The organism is Nocardia sp. CDC519 (assembly GCF_059509835.1).
Window position 1 is genome coordinate 4645691 of record NZ_CM183377.1, and the last position, 17154, is coordinate 4662844.

Here is a 17154-nt window from a genome sequence, read left to right on the forward strand (position 1 = left end):
GCGTCCGGCCTACGCTGGTCCTACACACCTGAAGGATTTATATGCACCCAGTTGCATAGTACTTGCGGTCTCGGATACTCTGTGTGGCATGGCACTCGAGCATGCGCTGCTGGTATCGCTGACCGAACGCGCCGGGTCCGGATACGAGCTGGCGCGGCGGTTCGACAAGTCGATCGGCTATTTCTGGAGCGCCACCCATCAGCAGATCTATCGCGTGCTGCGCCGCATGGAGGAATCCGGCTGGCTGCACAGCGAATCGGTGGCCCAGGAGGGCAGGCCGGACAAGAAGGTCTACTCGGTGAGCGAGGCCGGTCGCGCGGAATTGGCGCGCTGGATCGCCGAACCCACCGAACCCGAACGCGAGCGCAGCGAATTCTTCGTCAAGGTGCGCGCCGCCGCCTACGGCGATCTGGACGCCCTGCTCACCGAGGTCGCCCGGCGTCGCGATGAACACCTGCGGCAACTCGAGCTGTACCGGCTCATCGAGAAACGAGACTTCCCGGCGCCGGATCAGCTCACCGGAACCGGGCTGCACCAGTACCTGGTGCTCCGCGCGGGCATCCGCAAGGAGCTCGGGTCCGCCGAATGGTGCGACGAGGTCCTGCAAGCCCTGCGACCCGACACTCCGCCCTCGCGTCCGACAGCCCCGGGCGCGAACTGAGGTAAGAAAGCGAGCCCGCTCGTGCGATCGACCAGCTACCCCCACCTGTTCGAGCCCCTCGATCTCGGCCACACCACCTTGCGCAATCGCGTGATCATGGGGTCGATGCATACCGGCCTCGAAGATCGGGCCTGGGACACCAACCGGCTCGCGGCCTACTTCGCCGAACGCGCACGCGGCGGTGTCGGGCTCATCATCACCGGCGGCTACGCACCCAACCGCACCGGCTGGCTGCTGCCCTTCGGCGCCAAACTCACCAACAAGACCGAGGCCTACCGGCATCGCGTCATCACCCGCGCGGTGCACGCCGAGGGCGCCAAGATCGCCATCCAGATCCTGCACGCCGGCCGGTACTCCTATATGCCCGGAAGCGTGTCGGCCTCCTCGATCAAGGCGCCGATCAACCCGTTCCGGCCGCGCAAGCTCTCGGCCAAGGGCATCGAGCAGACCATCGACGATTACGCCCGCTGCGCCCGGCTGGCGAAGTTCGCCGGCTACGACGGCGTCGAAATCATGGGTGGTGAAGGGTATTTCATCAACCAGTTCCTCGCACCGCGCACCAACAAGCGCACCGACAAATGGGGCGGAACGCCGGAGAACCGGCGCAGGCTGGCCGTCGAGATCGTGCGCCGCACCCGGGCCGCGGTGGGCGAGGATTTCATCATCGTGTTCCGGCTGTCGATGGCCGAGCTGGTGGAGCAGGGCCAGACCTTCGACGAGATCGTCGCGCTGGCACAGGAACTCGAGGCCGCGGGCGTCAGCATCCTCAATACCGATATCGGCTGGCACGAGGCGCGCGTTCCGACGATCGTGACCTCGGTGCCGCGCGCGGCGTTCGTCGAGTTCACCGCCAAGATCACCGCGCAGGTGAACATCCCGGTCTGCGCGTCGAACCGGATCAATATGCCCGAGATCGCCGAGGAGATCCTCACCCGCGGCGATGCCCAGCTGGTGTCGCTGGCGCGCCCGTTCCTGTCGGACCCGGAGTGGGTCAACAAGGCCGCGCAGAACCGGGTCGACGAGATCAACACCTGTATCGCCTGCAACCAGGCCTGCCTCGACCACGCCTTCCAGCACAAAACGGTGTCCTGCCTGCTCAACCCGCGCGCCGGGCACGAAACCGAGCTGAAGCTGCTGCCCACGCGGCGCAGCAAGCGCATCGCGGTGGTCGGCGCCGGGCCCGCCGGGCTCTCGGCCGCGGTGAACCTGGCCGAGCGCGGACATCGAGTGGAGCTGTTCGAGGCCGATGACAAGATCGGTGGCCAGTTCGACATCGCCCGCCGCATCCCGGGCAAGGAAGAATTCGACGAGTCCATCCGGTACTTCACCCGCAAACTCGAACTCACCGGCGTCACCGTGCACCTCGGAAAACGCGCCACCGCCGCCGAACTCATCGAAGGCCGCTACGACGAGGTGGTGCTGGCCACCGGCGTGCGTCCACGCATCCCCGACATCCCCGGCATCGACCATCCGATGGTGCTCACCTACGCCGAACTGGTGCGGGAGGAGAAACCGGTCGGCAAGCGAGTGGCGGTGATCGGCGCGGGCGGCATCGGCTACGACGTCAGCGAATTCCTCACCGTCGAGGGCCATCCCACGCTGAAACTGGACGAATGGAAGCAGGAGTGGGGCGTCGATTCGGCCGATGAGCAGGTGCGCGGCCAGCTCGCCACCCCCGTCCCCTCCCCCGCGGCCCGCGATGTGGTGCTACTGCAACGCAAGTCCGGCGCGTTCGGCAAGAGCCTGGGCAAGACCACCGGCTGGGTGCATCGGGCGGCGCTGAAGGCCAAGGGCGTCGAGCAGATCGGCGGCGTCAACTACGAACGCATCGACGACAACGGACTGCACATCAGCTTCGGGGAGAAGCGGGAACGTCCGCAGTTGATCCCGGTCGACAACGTGGTCATCTGCGCAGGCCAGGAATCGGTGCGCGATCTGGAAAACGAGTTGCGCGCGGCCGGGGTGAACCCGCACCTGATCGGTGGCGCCGAACTCGCCGCCGAGCTCGACGCGAAGCGCGCGATCGACCAGGGCACCCGCCTGGCCGCTCGGCTCTGAGCCCGCGTGGGGGAGGTGAGCTGACACAGCCGCACGGGCGCGAGTCGCTTACGCTCATGGCGTGAGCTTGCCTTCCCCCACCGCCGATAACCGTGCCGTCGTCACCGGAGCGTCGTCCGGGATCGGAACCGCGCTGGCAGCCGAGCTGGCCATGCGCGGCTACTCGCTGATCCTGGTGGCCCGCCGCGGTGACGTCCTCGAGGAACTGGCGCAGCGACTGACCCTCGCGCACGGCATCACCGCCGAGGTGCGCGCGGTCGACCTGGCCGACCGGGAGCAGCGGGCGCCGCTGGTGGAGGAGCTGTCGGCACGCGATATCGCGATCCTGTGCAACAACGCCGGCATCGCCACCTTCGGCCCGGTCGCCGAGCTCGACCCCGCCTACGAACGCGACCAGCTCGAACTCAACGCCGTCGCCGTACACGACCTCAGCCTTGCGGTGCTGCCGGGCATGATCGAGCGCCGCGCGGGCGGCATCCTGATCAGCGGCTCGGCAGCGGGCAATATGCCCATCCCGAACAATGCCACCTACGCCGCGAGCAAGGCCTTCGCCAATACCTTCTCCGAATCGCTGCGCGGCGAGCTGAAGGGCACCGGCGTGCACGTCACGCTGCTGGCCCCAGGCCCGGTCCGCACCGAGACGCCGGATCCGGCCGAAGCCTCCATCGTCGACCGGATGGTGCCCGATTTCATGTGGGTCTCCTCCGAGTACACCGCAAGGGTCTCCATCGACGCCCTGGCCCGCAACAAGATGCGGATCGTGCCCGGGCTGATCTCGAAGGGGATGAGTGTGGCCGGGCAGTACGGGCCGCGCGCGGTCACCGCGCCGGTCGCCGGAGCGTTCTACCGGAAGCTCGGCGGCTGATCAGCGCAGCCCGATGACCTGCGGCGATACGGTCGGGCGCCCGATCTCCGGCACTGCCCCGCGCAACCGGTCCACCGTGGTCTCACCGCGCCGGGAACAGCGCGAGCACCTGCTCCATGACCTCCCTGGTCACCTCGTAAGTAGCGGCGGAGACCTCGACGATCGGCACGCGCGCGCCGGTTTCGGTACTGCCGGAGGGCAGTGCGGGGCCGACCACCGCGGTGAGGATGGGAATGCGGCTGTCGTAGAGCGAAACCCAGCGGTGCACGTCGCGGTCGCCGATCTTCTCCACGGTGCTGCCTGCCGCGACATGGGCCGGATCGCGGTACTCGTAGCTCACGGTGACGGTCTCGTTGCGATAGCCGAACAGGCATTGGGTGAGCCTGCGCTGATCGGTGTCGGTGGTGCCGGCCAGCTTCGCACGCACCGCGCACGGGTCGGCGCCGAGCAGCACCGTCGCCACGGTGTCGGGCGAGGTGCCCTGCGGCGGTGACTGCCGCCAGCGCTCGATCATGCCGGGCAGCAGCCGGTCGGCGACCGCGCACGGGTCCTGCCCCGGCGTGGTCGCGCCGAGATAGAACGCGGCGCCGGCCGTGAACCGGGCGGTCGCGCCACAGGAGCCGGGCGGCCCGTCGGGGCGGTCGGGCACCAGCAGCACGCTCACATCGCCGAGCTGTTTGCCGACGCCGTGCCCCGGCCGCAGCTCGGGCAGCAGGGTGGCATGCCAGGTCAGGGTGCTGTCCGCGCCCTGGGTGCCGAGGGTCGCCCGGCACGAGTCGAGACCGACGGTGACGCTCTCGACCCCGCCGAGGTCGTCGAGGACATCGCGCGGAATCAGCGAGCACACGTCGATCTGCCTGGTCGCCTGCGCGACGGTGGCGTGCTGCTGCGGGGTACCCGCCGGCGTCGACCAGAATTCCGGCGGCGGCGCCGGGATCACCGGCGCCGGGAATGGTGCTGGGGCCGCCGGATCGGCCGGCTCGCTCGGATCGGCCCCGCAGCCGATCACGGAAATGAACGCCAAGGCACTGAGCGCGAGCGCGCGGAACATCCTCACGGCCGTCCTCCCGAATCGGTGCCGGGCTGTCGAGTCTGCCGCAGGAGCTATCGGCGCGCAAATAGGTCGGCGGGTCCGGCGCGGGCGTCAACGGAAGGTCGGATCGACGCTCCGCCCGACGTCAGCGGCGCTTGCGGGTCCCGAAGAGGGTGCGGGTGATCTCGCGGCCCGCGACCGTGGCGGCCGAGCGCAGGAAGCTCTTCACCGCCGGGTTCTTCATGATGCGTTCGGCGGCCGAATCCTCCTGCGCGCTCGGTGACCGGCCGGGCACGGGTTCCCGCTCGGCCTCGGGTTCGGCCGCCGCGACGTTGGCGGCGAGCATCTCGTAGGCCGATTCCCGGTCCACGGTCTGCCCGTATTTGCCGTGCAGCGCACTGGCCAGTGCTCGGGACTTGATGGCGTCGCCGCCGATGGTGTCCATGAGCGAACGCGGCGGCTGAATTCTGGTCCACGCCACCGGCGTCGGGGCGCCGCGTTCGGAGAGCACCGTGACGACCGCCTCGCCGATGCCGAGGGAGGTGAGCGCCTGTTCCAGATCGTAGGTGTCGGTCTTCGGGTAGGTGCGCACCGTCTTCGACAGTGCCTTCTGATCGTCGGGGGTGAACGCGCGTAACGCGTGCTGGATCCGCGCGCCGAGCTGCGAGAGCACCGCGTTCGGGATATCGGTTGGCAACTGGGTGCAGAAGAACACGCCGACACCCTTGGAGCGGATCAGCTTGACGGTCTGCTCCACCTGATCGAGAAACGCCTTCGACGCGTCGGCGAACAGCAGATGCGCCTCGTCGAAGATGAAGACCAGCTCGGGCTTGTCCACATCTCCTACTTCGGGCAGGGTCTGGAACAGATCGGCCAGCACCCACATCAGGAAGGTGGAGAACATCGCCGGCCGCGCCGCCTGCGCGCCGAGCTCGAACAGGGTGATCACGCCCTGCCCACCCTCGGTGCGCAGCAGATCGGCCGGATCGAGTTCGGGTTCACCGAAGAAGGTATCGCCGCCGTCGGCCTCCAGGTTCACCAGCGCGCGCAGGATCACCCCGGCCGTCGATGCCGAAACCCCGCCGATGCCTTGCAGATCCGCCTTCCCTTCCGGGCTGGTGAGATGCTGGATCACCGCGCGCAGATCCTTCAGATCGAGCAGGCCGAGGCCCTGTTTGTCGGCCCAGTGGAAGATCAGCCCGAGCGTGGACTCCTGGGTTTCGTTGAGCCCGAGCACCTTACTGAGCAGGATCGGTCCGAACGAGGTGATGGTCGCGCGGATCGGCACCCCGAGACCGCCGGTTCCCAGCGAGACGAATTCGGTGGGGAACCCGGTGGGCGCCCAGTCGGTGGCCGCGGTCTCCACCGCTCGCTGCGCCAGCTTCTCGTTCTGCTCCCCCGGCCGCGACAGCCCGGACAGATCGCCCTTCACATCGGCCAGCACCACCGGCACTCCGGCCCGGGAGAGCTGTTCGGCGATGCCCTGCAACGTTTTCGTCTTACCGGTACCGGTGGCGCCTGCGACCAGACCGTGCCGGTTCATCGTCCGCAGCGGAATCCGCACCCGCGCAGTGGGATCGACCGTGCCGTCGACGACAACGGTGCCCAGTTCGAGCGCTGCCCCCTCGACCGCGTACCCGGCCGCGATCTGCTGCGCTGCCTCCGAACCGCCACCGCCGGCCGCGGCACCTCCACCGGCCTCGGCACCGCCACCGGATGCGGCGCCCCCGCCGGAATCGGCCGCAGCCGCCTCCGCTTCGGCGGCTTCGGCCGCAGCCGCCGCCTCGGCGGCGACGCGTGCGGCTTCCTCGGCTGCCTTGCGCGCGGCCGCGGCCTTCTCCTGTGGGGTGGTCATCGCAGCTCCTCCTGTGTCGAGCCGAACACCCGCCACCCGGAGGGCCGAGACACGCACGGCCGCTGCTCCAGGAGCTCCGAATGGGCGGGTACTTCGCCTGCGGCTTTCCCGCAGTGCCGAACGCCTAACCGGACTACCGAGCGGTACCTCACCACCGGCGATGTACCTGGCCAACAGCGTATCGCCGGATCGGACGCGCACAGGTGAAGTGAGGTAATCGGACACGCCCGGTTCCGCGCTGACTAGGGTATGGCGAGTGTCCGACAAATTAGTGGTGTGGATGGATTGCGAGATGACCGGGCTGCGCCTGGACAGCGACAAGCTGATCGAGGTGGCCGCACTCGTGACCGACAGCGACCTCAATATTCTCGGCGACGGCGTCGACATCGTCATCCACGCCGATGACGAGGCGCTGGCCGCCATGCCGCCCGTGGTCGCCGACATGCACGCCCGCTCCGGCCTCACCGACGAGGTCCGCCGCTCCACGGTGACCCTGGAAGAGGCCGAGCAGCAGGTGCTCGACTACATCCGCCAGTTCGCCCCGACTCCGGGCACGGTGCCACTGGCAGGTAATTCGATCGCCACCGACCGCGCCTTCATCGCGCGCGATATGTCCGCGCTCGACAGCCACCTGCACTACCGGATGATCGACGTCAGCTCGATCAAGGAGCTGTGCCGCCGCTGGTATCCGCGGATCTACTTCGGCCAGCCGGAGAAGGGCCTCACGCACCGCGCGCTGGCCGATATCAAGGAATCCATCCGCGAGTTGGAGTACTACCGGCGCACCGCGTTCGTGCCCGCACCGGGCCCGTCGACCGCGGAGATCGCGGCGGTGGCCGCCGAGGTCATGGGCGAAGCGGAAAACCCGCAGGTCAACGACTCGCCGGTAACCGATTAGCTCCGAAGGGGGTTGACGCGCTACTATCGACCGCGCCGGTGTCGCACCGGCGATGGTGAGTGTAGTTCAGTTGGTAGAGCACCAGGTTGTGATCCTGGCTGTCGCGGGTTCGAGTCCCGTCACTCACCCAAGGGAGTTCGGGCCCGGGAGATCTTTCTCCCGGGCCCGAACTTTTTCACCGTGCGAGAATGCGTCATGACCATCAAGATCGACGCTCTCGACGCCGCACTGCTGGCCGAGCTGGCCGCCGATCCGCGCGCGCCGATCCTCGAACTCGCTCAGCGTCTCGGTATCGCCCGCAACACCGTCCAGGCCAGGATGAAGCGGCTCGAATCCTCGGGCGCGGTGCGCGGATACCCGCCCGATGTGGACCTGCAGGCCGTGGGGTTCGCCGTGCACGCCTTCCTCGGCATCGAACTCGATCAGAACAAGATGGACGCCATCGTCGAAGCGTTGCGCACCTTCCCGCATGTGCTCGAGGTGCACGCGACGACCGGCCGCGCCGATCTGCTCGTGCGCATCGCGGCCCGCACCCAGCAGGACCTGCTCGAGATCATTCAGCGCGTGCACGCCATCCCAGGGGTCAAGCACACCGAGACCATGCTCGCGCTGGCCACTCCGATCCAATATCGCTGCCTGCCCATCGTCGAGCATCTGACGAAGGCGCCGCCCACGTCGTGATGTGACCCAGATCTCTCCCGGCTCGAGCAAACTGACGCACGTCGCGAAGTGCTCCAGATCACTTTTGAGCAGATTGATCAACCTTTCGGCCGACTGTTGACACAGATCACCCATCCACGGCACATTTCGCTGCACCGAACGCAAGTCCCTTCGTTTGCAGCTCACGATCTGGGTTGTGGAAAGAGTGGTGAGGTGTCATGACGACCGTTGCCTGTCCGACCTGTGTGCCCCAGGCCGAGCCGACCACGCCGTACGACCTCGCCGACCGTTACCGCTCCGGGGCGGGCCCGGTCCTGCTCACCGGTGTCCAGGCCATCGCACGACTGCTCGTCGAGCAGCATGTGCGTGATATCCGGGCAGGCCGCCGGGTCGCGACGTTCATCTCCGGCTATCAGGGCAGCCCGCTGGGCGGGGTGGACAAGATGCTGTTCGGCATGCCGGAGGTGCTCGCCGAACACGACATCACCTTCGTGCCCGGGCTCAACGAAGAGCTGGCCGCGACCTCGGTGTGGGGCAGCCAGGCGGACCTGCCCGCCGGCCGTGCGACCCACGACGGCGTCGTCGGGGTCTGGTACGGCAAGGGGCCGGGTGTGGACCGCGCCACCGATGCCATCCGGCACGCCAACATGTACGGGGTCAATCCGCGCGGTGGCGTGCTGTTGCTGGTCGGGGACGATCCGGCCTCGAAATCCTCGACGGTGCCCGCGGTGAGCGAGCGGTCGCTGGCCGCGCTGGGCGTGCCGGTGCTGTTCCCGCGCAACGCTGAAGAGATCATCACCATGGGCATGCAGGGCGTTGCGCTCTCGCGCGCCTCCGGCTGCGTGGTGGCGATGAAGATCGTCGCCGACGTCGCCGACGGCGCGTGGACCGTCGACGCCTCGGTCGCCGACCGGCCGATCGTGGTGCCCGAGCTGCACTGGGAGGGAAAGCCTTTCGTCTACCGGCAGCGTCCGATGGCGGCCCCGACCGACAGTGTGCTCGCCGAGGCCGATCTGTACGGCCCGCGCTTGGCGATGGTCCGCGCGTACGGCGCGGCCAACGATCTCGACGTCATCGAGGTCGATCCGGCCGAGGCCAGGATCGGGATCGCCGCCACCGGCACCACCTTCGACGCGGTCCGCCAGGCGCTGCTCGACCTCGGCGTCGATGAGGCCGCCATGCACCGCGCCGGTATCCGGCTGCTGCGGATCGGGATGCCCTACCCCGTCGGCGCGGACACCGTCACCGAATTCGCCCGCGGGCTCGAACAACTGGTGGTGGTCGAGGACAAGACGGCGTTCATCGAAACGCAGATCCGCGAGATCCTCTACGGCACCGCGGACGCTCCGCGCATCCTCGGCAAGCAGGACGAGCGCGGGGCCCGGCTCATGCCGGTGGACGGCGAACTGACCGCCGGCCGGTTGCTCGCACCGCTGCGCCGGGTGCTGCGTGAGCGGGTCGAACTGAAAAGGACCGCGCCGCCACCCCTCTCGCTGGAGGTGCTCTCCGCCAAGCGCACGCCCTACTTCTGTAGCGGCTGCCCGCACAACCGCTCCACCGCGCTGCCCGAGGGCTCCCTCGGCGGCGGCGGAATCGGCTGCCACACCCTGGTGACCATGTCCGGCCGCAGCGACAGCGCCGTCACCGGACTGACCCAGATGGGCGGCGAGGGCAGCCAGTGGATCGGGCAGGCGCCGTTCACCGATGTGCCGCACCTGTTCCAGAACATCGGCGACGGCACCTTCTTCCACTCCGGGCAGCTCGCCGTGCAGGCCTGCGTGGCGGCCGGGGTGAACATCACCTACAAACTGCTCTACAACGAGGTCGTGGCCATGACCGGCGCCCAGGATGTCGAAGGCATCCTGACCGTCGCCCAGCTGACCCACAAGCTGACCATCGAGGGCGTCAAGAAGATCATCATCTGCGCCGACGAGCCGCAGCGGCACAGGAAAAAGGACCTGGCCAAGGGCACGCTGCTGTGGCATCGCGACCGCCTCGACGAAGCGCAGCGAATGCTGCGCGAGATCAAGGGCGTCACGGTGCTGATCTACGACCAGCACTGCGCGGCCGATGCCCGCAGGCAGCGCAAACGCGGCACGCTGCCGGCGCGCACTACCCGCGTGGTGATCAACGAGGCGGTCTGCGAGGGCTGCGGCGACTGCGGCACCAAGTCCAACTGCCTGTCGGTGCAGCCGGTGGAGACCGAATTCGGTCGCAAGACCCGCATCGATCAGACCTCGTGCAACACCGACTACAGCTGCCTGGACGGCGACTGCCCGTCGTTCGTGACCGTCGAGCTCACCCCGCGCAAGAAGGGCCGCACCCCGAAGAAGGGCGCGCAGCCGCCCGTCGTGCCGGATCCCGGCCTCGGTGCTCCCGAAGGCACGCAGAATGTGCTCATCGCCGGTATCGGCGGCACCGGCATCGTCACTGTGAACCAGGTGCTGGCGACCGCCGCGCTGCGCGCCGGCTACGAGGTGGAAAGCCTCGATCAGATCGGTTTGAGCCAGAAGGCTGGTCCGGTCGTCTCGCACCTGCGCTTCTCCGCGACCGCCCTCGAACCGTCCAACCGGATCACCCCGGGCAGCGCCGATTGCCTCATGGCGATCGACCTGCTCACCGCCACCGACCCGCGCTACCTCCAGTACGGCAACGCGACGAGCACCGTGGCGGTCGCCTCGACCAGCCAGACCCCGACCGGCGACATGGTCTACGACAAGTCGGTCGCCTACCCCGACACCGGCCTCCTGCTGGACCGGCTCACCGCGGCAACGAGCTCGGTGCGGCATTTCGACGCGCTGGCTGCCGCGCAGACACTGTTCGGCAACACCGCGGCCGCCAACTTCCTGATCGTCGGCGCGGCCGTGCAAAGCGGTGGGCTGCGGTTGCCCGCCGCGGCGATCGAGGAGGCCATCGGGATCAACGGCGTCGCGGTGGACAGCACCATCGCCGCCTTTCGCTGGGGACGCGCCGCCATCGCCGATCCGGCGGCCTTCGCCGCGGCTGTCGATGAGGGGCAGCCGCGGCGCACCCCGCCGCCGGTGCCTGCGCATCTGCTGGCGCACACCGACTTCGAGGGTGAGGTGCGGCGGCTGGTCGAGCGGCGCGCGGCCGAACTGATCGGCTATCAGAACGCCACGGTGGCTCGGCGTTACGTCGACACCGTGCAGCGGGTGTGGTCGGCCGAGCGGGCGGTCACCGACCGCACCGATTTCAGCGCGGCCGTCGCACGCGGGCTGTACAAGTTCACCGCTTACAAGGACGAGTACGAAGTGGCGCGGCTGCTGGTGGATCCGGCGTTCCTGGCCGAGGTGCGGGCGCAGGTGCCGGGCGGGGAGAAACTCACCTACCAGCTGCATCCACCAGTGCTGCGTGCCATGGGCCGGCGCAAGAAGGTCGGCTTCGCCCCGAAATCGCATGGGGTGCTGAAGGTTCTGGCCAAGGGCAAGGTGCTGCGCGGCACCAGGTTCGATCCGTTCGGCTACGCCCACGTCCGCAAGATCGAACGCGAACTGCTCGCCCACTACACCGACATGGTGCGCCGCCTGGCCGACGAGCTCACCAGCGAGTCGTACGACATCGCCACGAAAGCCGCCGAACTGCCCGATGTGGTGCGGGGCTACGAGGACGTGAAGCTCGGCAATGTCGAGCTGTATTGGGCCGGATTGCGCGAACTCGGCATCGAGCACTGATCGCGAGCCGGCCTGCCACACAACGCGGACCCGCCACCCATCCGGACGGCGCGGCGGCGCCGACGCATCGACTCGGGCACACACGCCGTGTGCGGCATCCGACACCGCACATCGCAGAGCGACAACAGAAATCCGCCGCACACCAGCGGCGAACAACCCAGCCGCGGCAGCCGCCCGCCCACCGGCACGGCTGCTCGGCGCCCAGGAAAGGAATCGACAGTGACAGTTCTGCACACCGAGGCAGGAGTCTTCGGCCGCTCGCACGAGCTCAGCGCCCGGCGGCATGAACAGGTGGTGTTCTGCGAGGACGACAAGACGGGCCTGAAAGCCATCATCGCGATCCATTCGACCGCGCTCGGCCCCGCCCTCGGCGGCACCCGCTTCTACCCGTACGCCGACGAATCCGCGGCATTGCAGGACGTGCTGCGGCTGTCCTGGGGCATGACCTACAAAGCGGCGGCCGCCGGAGTGCATCTGGGCGGCGGCAAAGCCGTCATCATCGGTGATCCGGCGACCGACAAGAGCGAGCAGCTGCTCGCCGCCTACGCCCGGTTCGTCGACACCCTCGGCGGGCGCTATATCACCGCCGGCGATGTCGGCACCGATACCGATGATCTCGATGTCATCGGCAGACACACCCGGCACGTCACCGGCCGCAGCGTCGCCGCGGGCGGCTCCGGCGACAGCGCCCGGCTGACCGCCCTCGGCGTCTTCCACTCGATGCGCGCCGGCGCCGAATCGGTCTGGGGCGCACCGACCCTCGCCGGCCGCACGGTCGGCGTCGAGGGCGCGGGCAAGGTCGGGCGCGAACTCATCGCGCTGCTGCTCGCCGACGGCGCGGAGGTCTGCGTGGCGGACGTGAACGAGGCGGCAATGCAGCGGGTGGCCGAACAGCACCCCTCGGTGCGATTGCTCGGGGCGGTATCGACCGCACCCGTCGACGTCTACGCGCCCTGCGCCCTCGGCGCCACCCTGACCAGCTCCAGCGCCGCCGATATCGAGGCGAAGCTCATCTGCGGCGCCGCCAACAACCAGCTGGCCGATCCAGGCGTGGAACGGCTGCTCACCGAACGCGGCATCACCTGGGTGCCCGATTTCGTCGCCAACGCCGGCGGGCTCATCCAGGTGGCGGGCGAGCTGCGGGCCGCCGCCGCGGCCGAAGTCGAATTCGAGGTGGCGGGCATCTTCGACCGCTGCCGCGACATCATCGCCGCCGCGAAATCCGACGGCATCGGTACCGGCGAGGCCGCCAATCGGTTCGCCGAACGCCGCCTCGACGCCATCCCGCGGTCGCTCTGACGGCGCCGGCGGAGTTTCAGAGAGGAGACCTGCAATGGCGATCGCGAGCGGAATGTTCCGCACCAAATCGGTGGAACAGTCGATCCGGGATACCGATGAACCGGATTCGAAACTGCGCAAGGACCTGACGGCCAAGGACCTCACCATCTTCGGTGTCGCGGTCGTCATCGGGGCGGGCATCTTCACCCTCACCGCACGCACGGCGGGCACGGTGGCCGGGCCCTCGGTCTCGCTGGCGTTCGTCTTCGCGGCGATCGCGTGCGGGCTGACCGCACTGTGCTACGCCGAATTCGCCTCGACGGTGCCGGTGGCAGGCAGCGCCTACACCTACGCCTACGCGACCTTCGGCGAGGTCATCGCGTGGATCATCGGCTGGGATCTGATCCTGGAATTCGCCCTTGCGGTATCGGTGGTGGCGAAGGGCTGGTCGCAGTATCTCGGCGAAGTGCTCGGTTCCAGCGCACCGGTCGTCCAGATCGGATCGGTGAACTTCGACTGGGGCGCGGTGGTGATCATCGCGATCGTCGGCGTATTGCTGGCCACCGGCACGAAATTGTCGTCGCGGGTCTCGGCGATCGCCGTCGCGATCAAGCTCGGCGTGATCGCCCTGGTCCTGGTGGTCGGCGCGACCTACTTCAAGCCGTCCAACCTGACGCCCTACGTGCCGCCGTCGGAGCCCTCGGAGAAGGCCGAGGGTGTGCGCCAGTCGCTGTTCGCCTTCCTCACCGGTTCCGGCGGCACCAGCTACGGCTGGTACGGCCTCCTGGCCGCGGCGAGCCTGGTGTTCTTCGCCTTCATCGGGTTCGACGTCGTCGCCACCACCGCCGAGGAAACCCGCAACCCGCAACGCGACGTCCCCCGTGGCATCTTCGGCTCGCTGGCCATCGTGACCGTGCTCTACGTCGCGGTGTCGCTGGTACTCACCGGCATGGTCTCCTACACCCAGCTCGCCGACGGGAACGCCACCCTGGCAACGGCTTTCGCCCTCAATGGCGCCACCTGGGTGAAGAACATCATCGCCATCGGCGCGCTCGCCGGGCTCTCGACGGTGGTCATGGTGATGTATCTGGGCCAGACCAGGGTGTTGTTCGCGATGTCGCGCGACGGCCTGCTCCCGCGCGGCCTCGCCCAGACCGGCAGCAAGGGCACCCCGGTGCGGCTGACCGTCCTCGTCGGCGTGGTCTGCGCGCTGCTGGCCGGGTTCGTCGACTTCGGCACCCTCGAGGAAATGGTCAATATCGGCACCCTCGTCGCGTTCGTGCTGGTGTCGGTGGGTGTGCTGATCCTGCGGCGCACCCGACCGGATCTGCCGCGCGGGTTCCGGGTGCCGTTCGTGCCGGTGCTGCCGATCCTGGCGGCGCTCGCCTGCCTGTGGCTGATGCTGAATCTGTCCATCGAGACCTGGCTCCGGTTCGTGATCTGGATGGGCCTCGGCACGGTCGTCTACTTCGCCTACAGCCGCTCCCACTCGTTGCTGGGCCGGCAATCCGTGGCCGAGGAGAAGACCCTGACGCCGGTGTCCTAACCGGCCTCGCAGGCCCCCGGTTCGCCCGCGAGCCGGGGGCCGACGCATGCGCCGACCTGCGGATGTGACGTGTGAAACGATCATGATCCGAATGTGTGGTGGATCTCGTTGCCGGTCCGTAGACTGCGCTGAGGGCAGCCACCGTGGCGCGCCCGTTCGACGAGAAAGACAACCTCTCCTGATGCGTTCCGCGGTAATCGCAGCCTTCATCGGCGCCACCCTCGTCACCGGATCCGCCGGAACCGCCGCGGCGGCGGTCGGCCTGCCGGACATGCCCGATTCCGGTTCGGCCAGCAGCGGCTCGGCGGGTGGCCTGGCCACCACCGGATCCTCTGGCACCGGCTCGGCCGGGCTGCCCAACCTCGACCGGCTGCTGCTCGGCGGCGAGAAACTGCTGTGCGCGGCCACCGGCAGCGCCGCCGCGATGGCGGGCAACGCCCACCTCGGCTGCGACATGCTGCCCTGATCGCACCCTCAAACGAAACGAGCGGGCGCCGGATCACCGGCGCCCGCTCGTGCGTTCTCTGGTCGGATCAGCCGACGTCGGCGTTGCCCGCCTTCCACTCCGACCACGGGATGTTCCAGTCACCGAGGCCGTCCACCCCCGACAGCGTGCCGCCGACGGTGTTCTTGACGATGGTGATATCGCCGCGCTTGGCGTTCTCGAACACCCAGCGGGCATTCTCCGGGCTCAGATTCAGGCAGCCGTGGCTGGTGTTCGAATAGCCCTGCTGCCCCACCGACCACGGCGCCGAATGGAAGAAGATGCCGCTGTAGGAGATCCGGGTCGCGAAATCGACCGGGGTGCGGTACCCGTCGGGCGAGTTCACCGACACACCGTAGGTCGAGGAGTCCATGATGATCTCGCGATGCTTGTCGGCCACGATGTAGATGCCGTTATCGGTGGGCGTGCTGTCCTTACCCATCGACGTCGGCATGGTCCGGATCACCTCACCGTTCTTCTCGACCGTCACCTGCTTGGTGGCGTCGTCGGCGGTGAAGATCACCGCATCGCCGATGGTGAAGTAGGAGTGGATGTCATCGGCGCCGTAGAGACCGTCGCCGAGATCCTTGCCGTAGACGTTGACGTCGATGGTGACCTTGGTGCCCGGCGCCCAGAAATGCTCCGGCCGCCAACGGACTTCGCGATTGTTCACCCAGTAGAACGCGCCCTCGACCGCGGGCTCGGTGGTGATCTTGATGGCCTCCTGGGCGGCCTTGCGGTTCGGGATGTTCTCGTCGAACTGGATCGCCACCGGCTGGCCGATGCCGACGACCTCACCCTCGCCCGGGATGAGGTAGGGCTTGGTCTTGTTATCGGGCGAGGTGGTGGTGAAGCTCATCGTGCTGGTGGTCGCGCCACCGAGCCCGACCGCCTCCGCGACGAGCCGGTAGGTCCGCCCGTAACCGAGCGGCTCGGTGGTGGCCCACGAACGGCCGTCGGCGGCGAGCGTGCCGCTGACCGGCTCCCGCTCTGGCGTGAGCAACGACACGTTGGTGAACTTGCCGTCCTCGACCTGGAACGTCATCGGCGCGGCCGGCGACACACCCACATCGCCATCCTTGACCGGCGCCAGTAGTTTCGGCTTGATCAACTCGGTGATGGGGTTGCGATCGATCGGGACCGACGCGTCCGTCGCCTTCGACGACGAGCACGACGGCAATGCCAACGCCACGACAGCGAGCAGGACCAGCGGTCCTGCGAGTTTCCACGTCGACCGATGTCGACCTCGACCAATGCGCATCTCAACCCCGTTTCAAGTCCCGGTGCAACAGCCCGCACCGACGGCTTCGGATCCCACCGACTACCCACCGAGCTCAACCCACCGCGCCGGGCGGGACCGGTCGAGACCACGTTCTGCCATTCTGCCAGTCTGGCAGGCGGTTCCCAACGTGACGACCGGCTCGTCGCGGCGAGTCTCCAGGGTTAGATACGCCTCGAACGCGCGGCCGTTACGGGCGACGCGACGAAGGCCACACCCGCACGCGAGGTATCGATTTCACTTTCTGCGCCATGGCCTGTTAATGTCTGTCCCGCACCGAAACACGGAGCACGCGCCATTAGCTCAATTGGCAGAGCAGCTGACTCTTAATCAGCGGGTTCGGGGTTCGAGTCCCTGATGGCGCACAGTAACAAGAAGGCCCCGGCGGCACACGACGCCGGGGCCTTTCTCGTTTCCGGGAAGTGTCCGCGCTCACGCGCGAATACACCGGGAAGGTCACGGAAATGTCACTTTCCGGGCCGAAAAACAGACCAGAAGTTGAAAACTTCTGTGAACTGAAGCACAAGAGGTTTAACAGCAAACCCCCTGCACAGCTCAGGGATCGAGGCAGTTCACTCGAGGGTTTCAAGGTCAACATCGCCTCCGATTAGCGATTCGTTCACCTTCCGTTAACCTTCCGTGACCATTCTGCAATCAGGTCGAAGCAAGGGCCGACGCTCCACCCGAGTGGAGTTCCGCGCGACGCGGCGGATCGGGACACGAGGTCCCGGTAACCGCATGAGAGCCACGCGTCGGTGATCGGGAACCGCTGAGTGTTCTCGTCACACAACCAAACCCCACAACAGCACACAGCCCTGTTCCGGCGTGCGCGCAGAGAGCCGCCG

Annotated in this window: 12 protein-coding genes and 2 tRNA genes; 11 read left to right on the forward strand and 3 right to left on the reverse strand. The window is 67.9% G+C overall.

Annotation, left to right across the window (positions count from 1 at the left end):
* The first annotated feature begins 88 nt into the window (after positions 1 to 88).
* The 3 genes from AC5W7N_RS20820 (at position 89) to cmrA (ending at position 3584) form a co-directional block, all read left to right on the forward strand.
* The gene (locus AC5W7N_RS20820; protein ID WP_163814834.1) at positions 89 to 661 is read left to right on the forward strand and encodes a PadR family transcriptional regulator; all 573 of its coding nucleotides are present in this window, start codon (positions 89 to 91) and stop codon (positions 659 to 661) included.
* 21 nt (positions 662 to 682) lie between these two features.
* Positions 683 to 2719: an FAD-dependent oxidoreductase gene (locus AC5W7N_RS20825; RefSeq protein ID WP_163814835.1), complete on the forward strand. Its 2037-nt coding sequence runs from the start codon at positions 683 to 685 to the stop codon at positions 2717 to 2719.
* Between the two features lie 61 nt (positions 2720 to 2780).
* Positions 2781 to 3584, forward strand: coding sequence for a mycolate reductase (gene cmrA / locus AC5W7N_RS20830; RefSeq protein WP_163814836.1), 804 nt, complete (start codon positions 2781 to 2783; stop codon positions 3582 to 3584).
* A gap of 82 nt (positions 3585 to 3666) precedes the next feature.
* Here the strand turns inward: cmrA and AC5W7N_RS20835 are convergent, their stop codons facing one another.
* Positions 3667 to 4635 carry a peptidase gene (locus AC5W7N_RS20835; protein WP_195007357.1) on the reverse strand — a complete coding sequence of 323 codons (969 nt, stop codon included), beginning with the start codon at positions 4633 to 4635 and terminating at the stop codon, positions 3667 to 3669.
* 127 nt (positions 4636 to 4762) lie between these two features.
* Positions 4763 to 6472: a helicase HerA-like domain-containing protein gene (locus tag AC5W7N_RS20840; protein ID WP_194991028.1), complete on the reverse strand. Its 1710-nt coding sequence runs from the start codon at positions 6470 to 6472 to the stop codon at positions 4763 to 4765.
* 256 nt (positions 6473 to 6728) lie between these two features.
* Between AC5W7N_RS20840 and orn the strand changes: the two genes are divergently transcribed.
* The 7 genes from orn (at position 6729) to AC5W7N_RS20875 (ending at position 15012) form a co-directional block, all read left to right on the forward strand.
* Positions 6729 to 7370 (forward strand): oligoribonuclease, encoded by a 642-nt coding sequence (gene orn / locus AC5W7N_RS20845; RefSeq protein WP_163814838.1) that lies wholly within the window; start codon positions 6729 to 6731, stop codon positions 7368 to 7370.
* 55 nt (positions 7371 to 7425) lie between these two features.
* Positions 7426 to 7498, forward strand: a tRNA-His gene (locus tag AC5W7N_RS20850).
* 67 nt (positions 7499 to 7565) lie between these two features.
* On the forward strand, positions 7566 to 8051 hold the full coding sequence (locus tag AC5W7N_RS20855) for an Lrp/AsnC family transcriptional regulator (protein WP_163814839.1): 486 nt from the start codon (positions 7566 to 7568) through the stop codon (positions 8049 to 8051).
* Positions 8052 to 8248: 197 nt separating this feature from the next.
* A complete protein-coding gene (locus tag AC5W7N_RS20860; protein WP_195021431.1) occupies positions 8249 to 11722 on the forward strand; it encodes an indolepyruvate ferredoxin oxidoreductase family protein in 3474 nt (1157 codons plus the stop codon).
* A gap of 219 nt (positions 11723 to 11941) precedes the next feature.
* Positions 11942 to 13021 (forward strand): Glu/Leu/Phe/Val family dehydrogenase, encoded by a 1080-nt coding sequence (locus AC5W7N_RS20865; protein ID WP_194991030.1) that lies wholly within the window; start codon positions 11942 to 11944, stop codon positions 13019 to 13021.
* 34 nt (positions 13022 to 13055) lie between these two features.
* Positions 13056 to 14546, forward strand: a complete 1491-nt coding sequence (locus AC5W7N_RS20870; RefSeq protein ID WP_195021432.1) for an amino acid permease — start codon at positions 13056 to 13058, stop codon at positions 14544 to 14546.
* A 181-nt stretch (positions 14547 to 14727) separates the two neighbouring features.
* A complete protein-coding gene (locus AC5W7N_RS20875; RefSeq protein WP_163814843.1) occupies positions 14728 to 15012 on the forward strand; it encodes a hypothetical protein in 285 nt (94 codons plus the stop codon).
* A gap of 67 nt (positions 15013 to 15079) precedes the next feature.
* Here the strand turns inward: AC5W7N_RS20875 and AC5W7N_RS20880 are convergent, their stop codons facing one another.
* Positions 15080 to 16291 (reverse strand): L,D-transpeptidase, encoded by a 1212-nt coding sequence (locus AC5W7N_RS20880; protein ID WP_195021433.1) that lies wholly within the window; start codon positions 16289 to 16291, stop codon positions 15080 to 15082.
* A 310-nt stretch (positions 16292 to 16601) separates the two neighbouring features.
* On the opposite strand from AC5W7N_RS20880, the gene AC5W7N_RS20885 reads away from it, so the two are divergent.
* Positions 16602 to 16674: transfer RNA gene (locus tag AC5W7N_RS20885), tRNA-Lys, on the forward strand.
* Positions 16675 to 17154: the final 480 nt, after the last annotated feature.

What these genes read in the sequence shown, in the direction of transcription:
- AC5W7N_RS20820 (WP_163814834.1), top strand. Translation starts at nt 89, where the DNA reads ATGGCACTCGAGCATGCGCTGCTGGTATCGCTGACCGAACGCGCCGGG.
- AC5W7N_RS20835 (WP_195007357.1), bottom strand. Translation starts at nt 4,635, where the DNA reads ATGTTCCGCGCGCTCGCGCTCAGTGCCTTGGCGTTCATTTCCGTGATC.
- AC5W7N_RS20840 (WP_194991028.1), bottom strand. Translation starts at nt 6,472, where the DNA reads ATGACCACCCCACAGGAGAAGGCCGCGGCCGCGCGCAAGGCAGCCGAG.
- AC5W7N_RS20855 (WP_163814839.1), top strand. Translation starts at nt 7,566, where the DNA reads ATGACCATCAAGATCGACGCTCTCGACGCCGCACTGCTGGCCGAGCTG.
- AC5W7N_RS20860 (WP_195021431.1), top strand. Translation starts at nt 8,249, where the DNA reads ATGACGACCGTTGCCTGTCCGACCTGTGTGCCCCAGGCCGAGCCGACC.
- AC5W7N_RS20870 (WP_195021432.1), top strand. Translation starts at nt 13,056, where the DNA reads ATGGCGATCGCGAGCGGAATGTTCCGCACCAAATCGGTGGAACAGTCG.
- AC5W7N_RS20875 (WP_163814843.1), top strand. Translation starts at nt 14,728, where the DNA reads ATGCGTTCCGCGGTAATCGCAGCCTTCATCGGCGCCACCCTCGTCACC.
- AC5W7N_RS20880 (WP_195021433.1), bottom strand. Translation starts at nt 16,291, where the DNA reads ATGCGCATTGGTCGAGGTCGACATCGGTCGACGTGGAAACTCGCAGGA.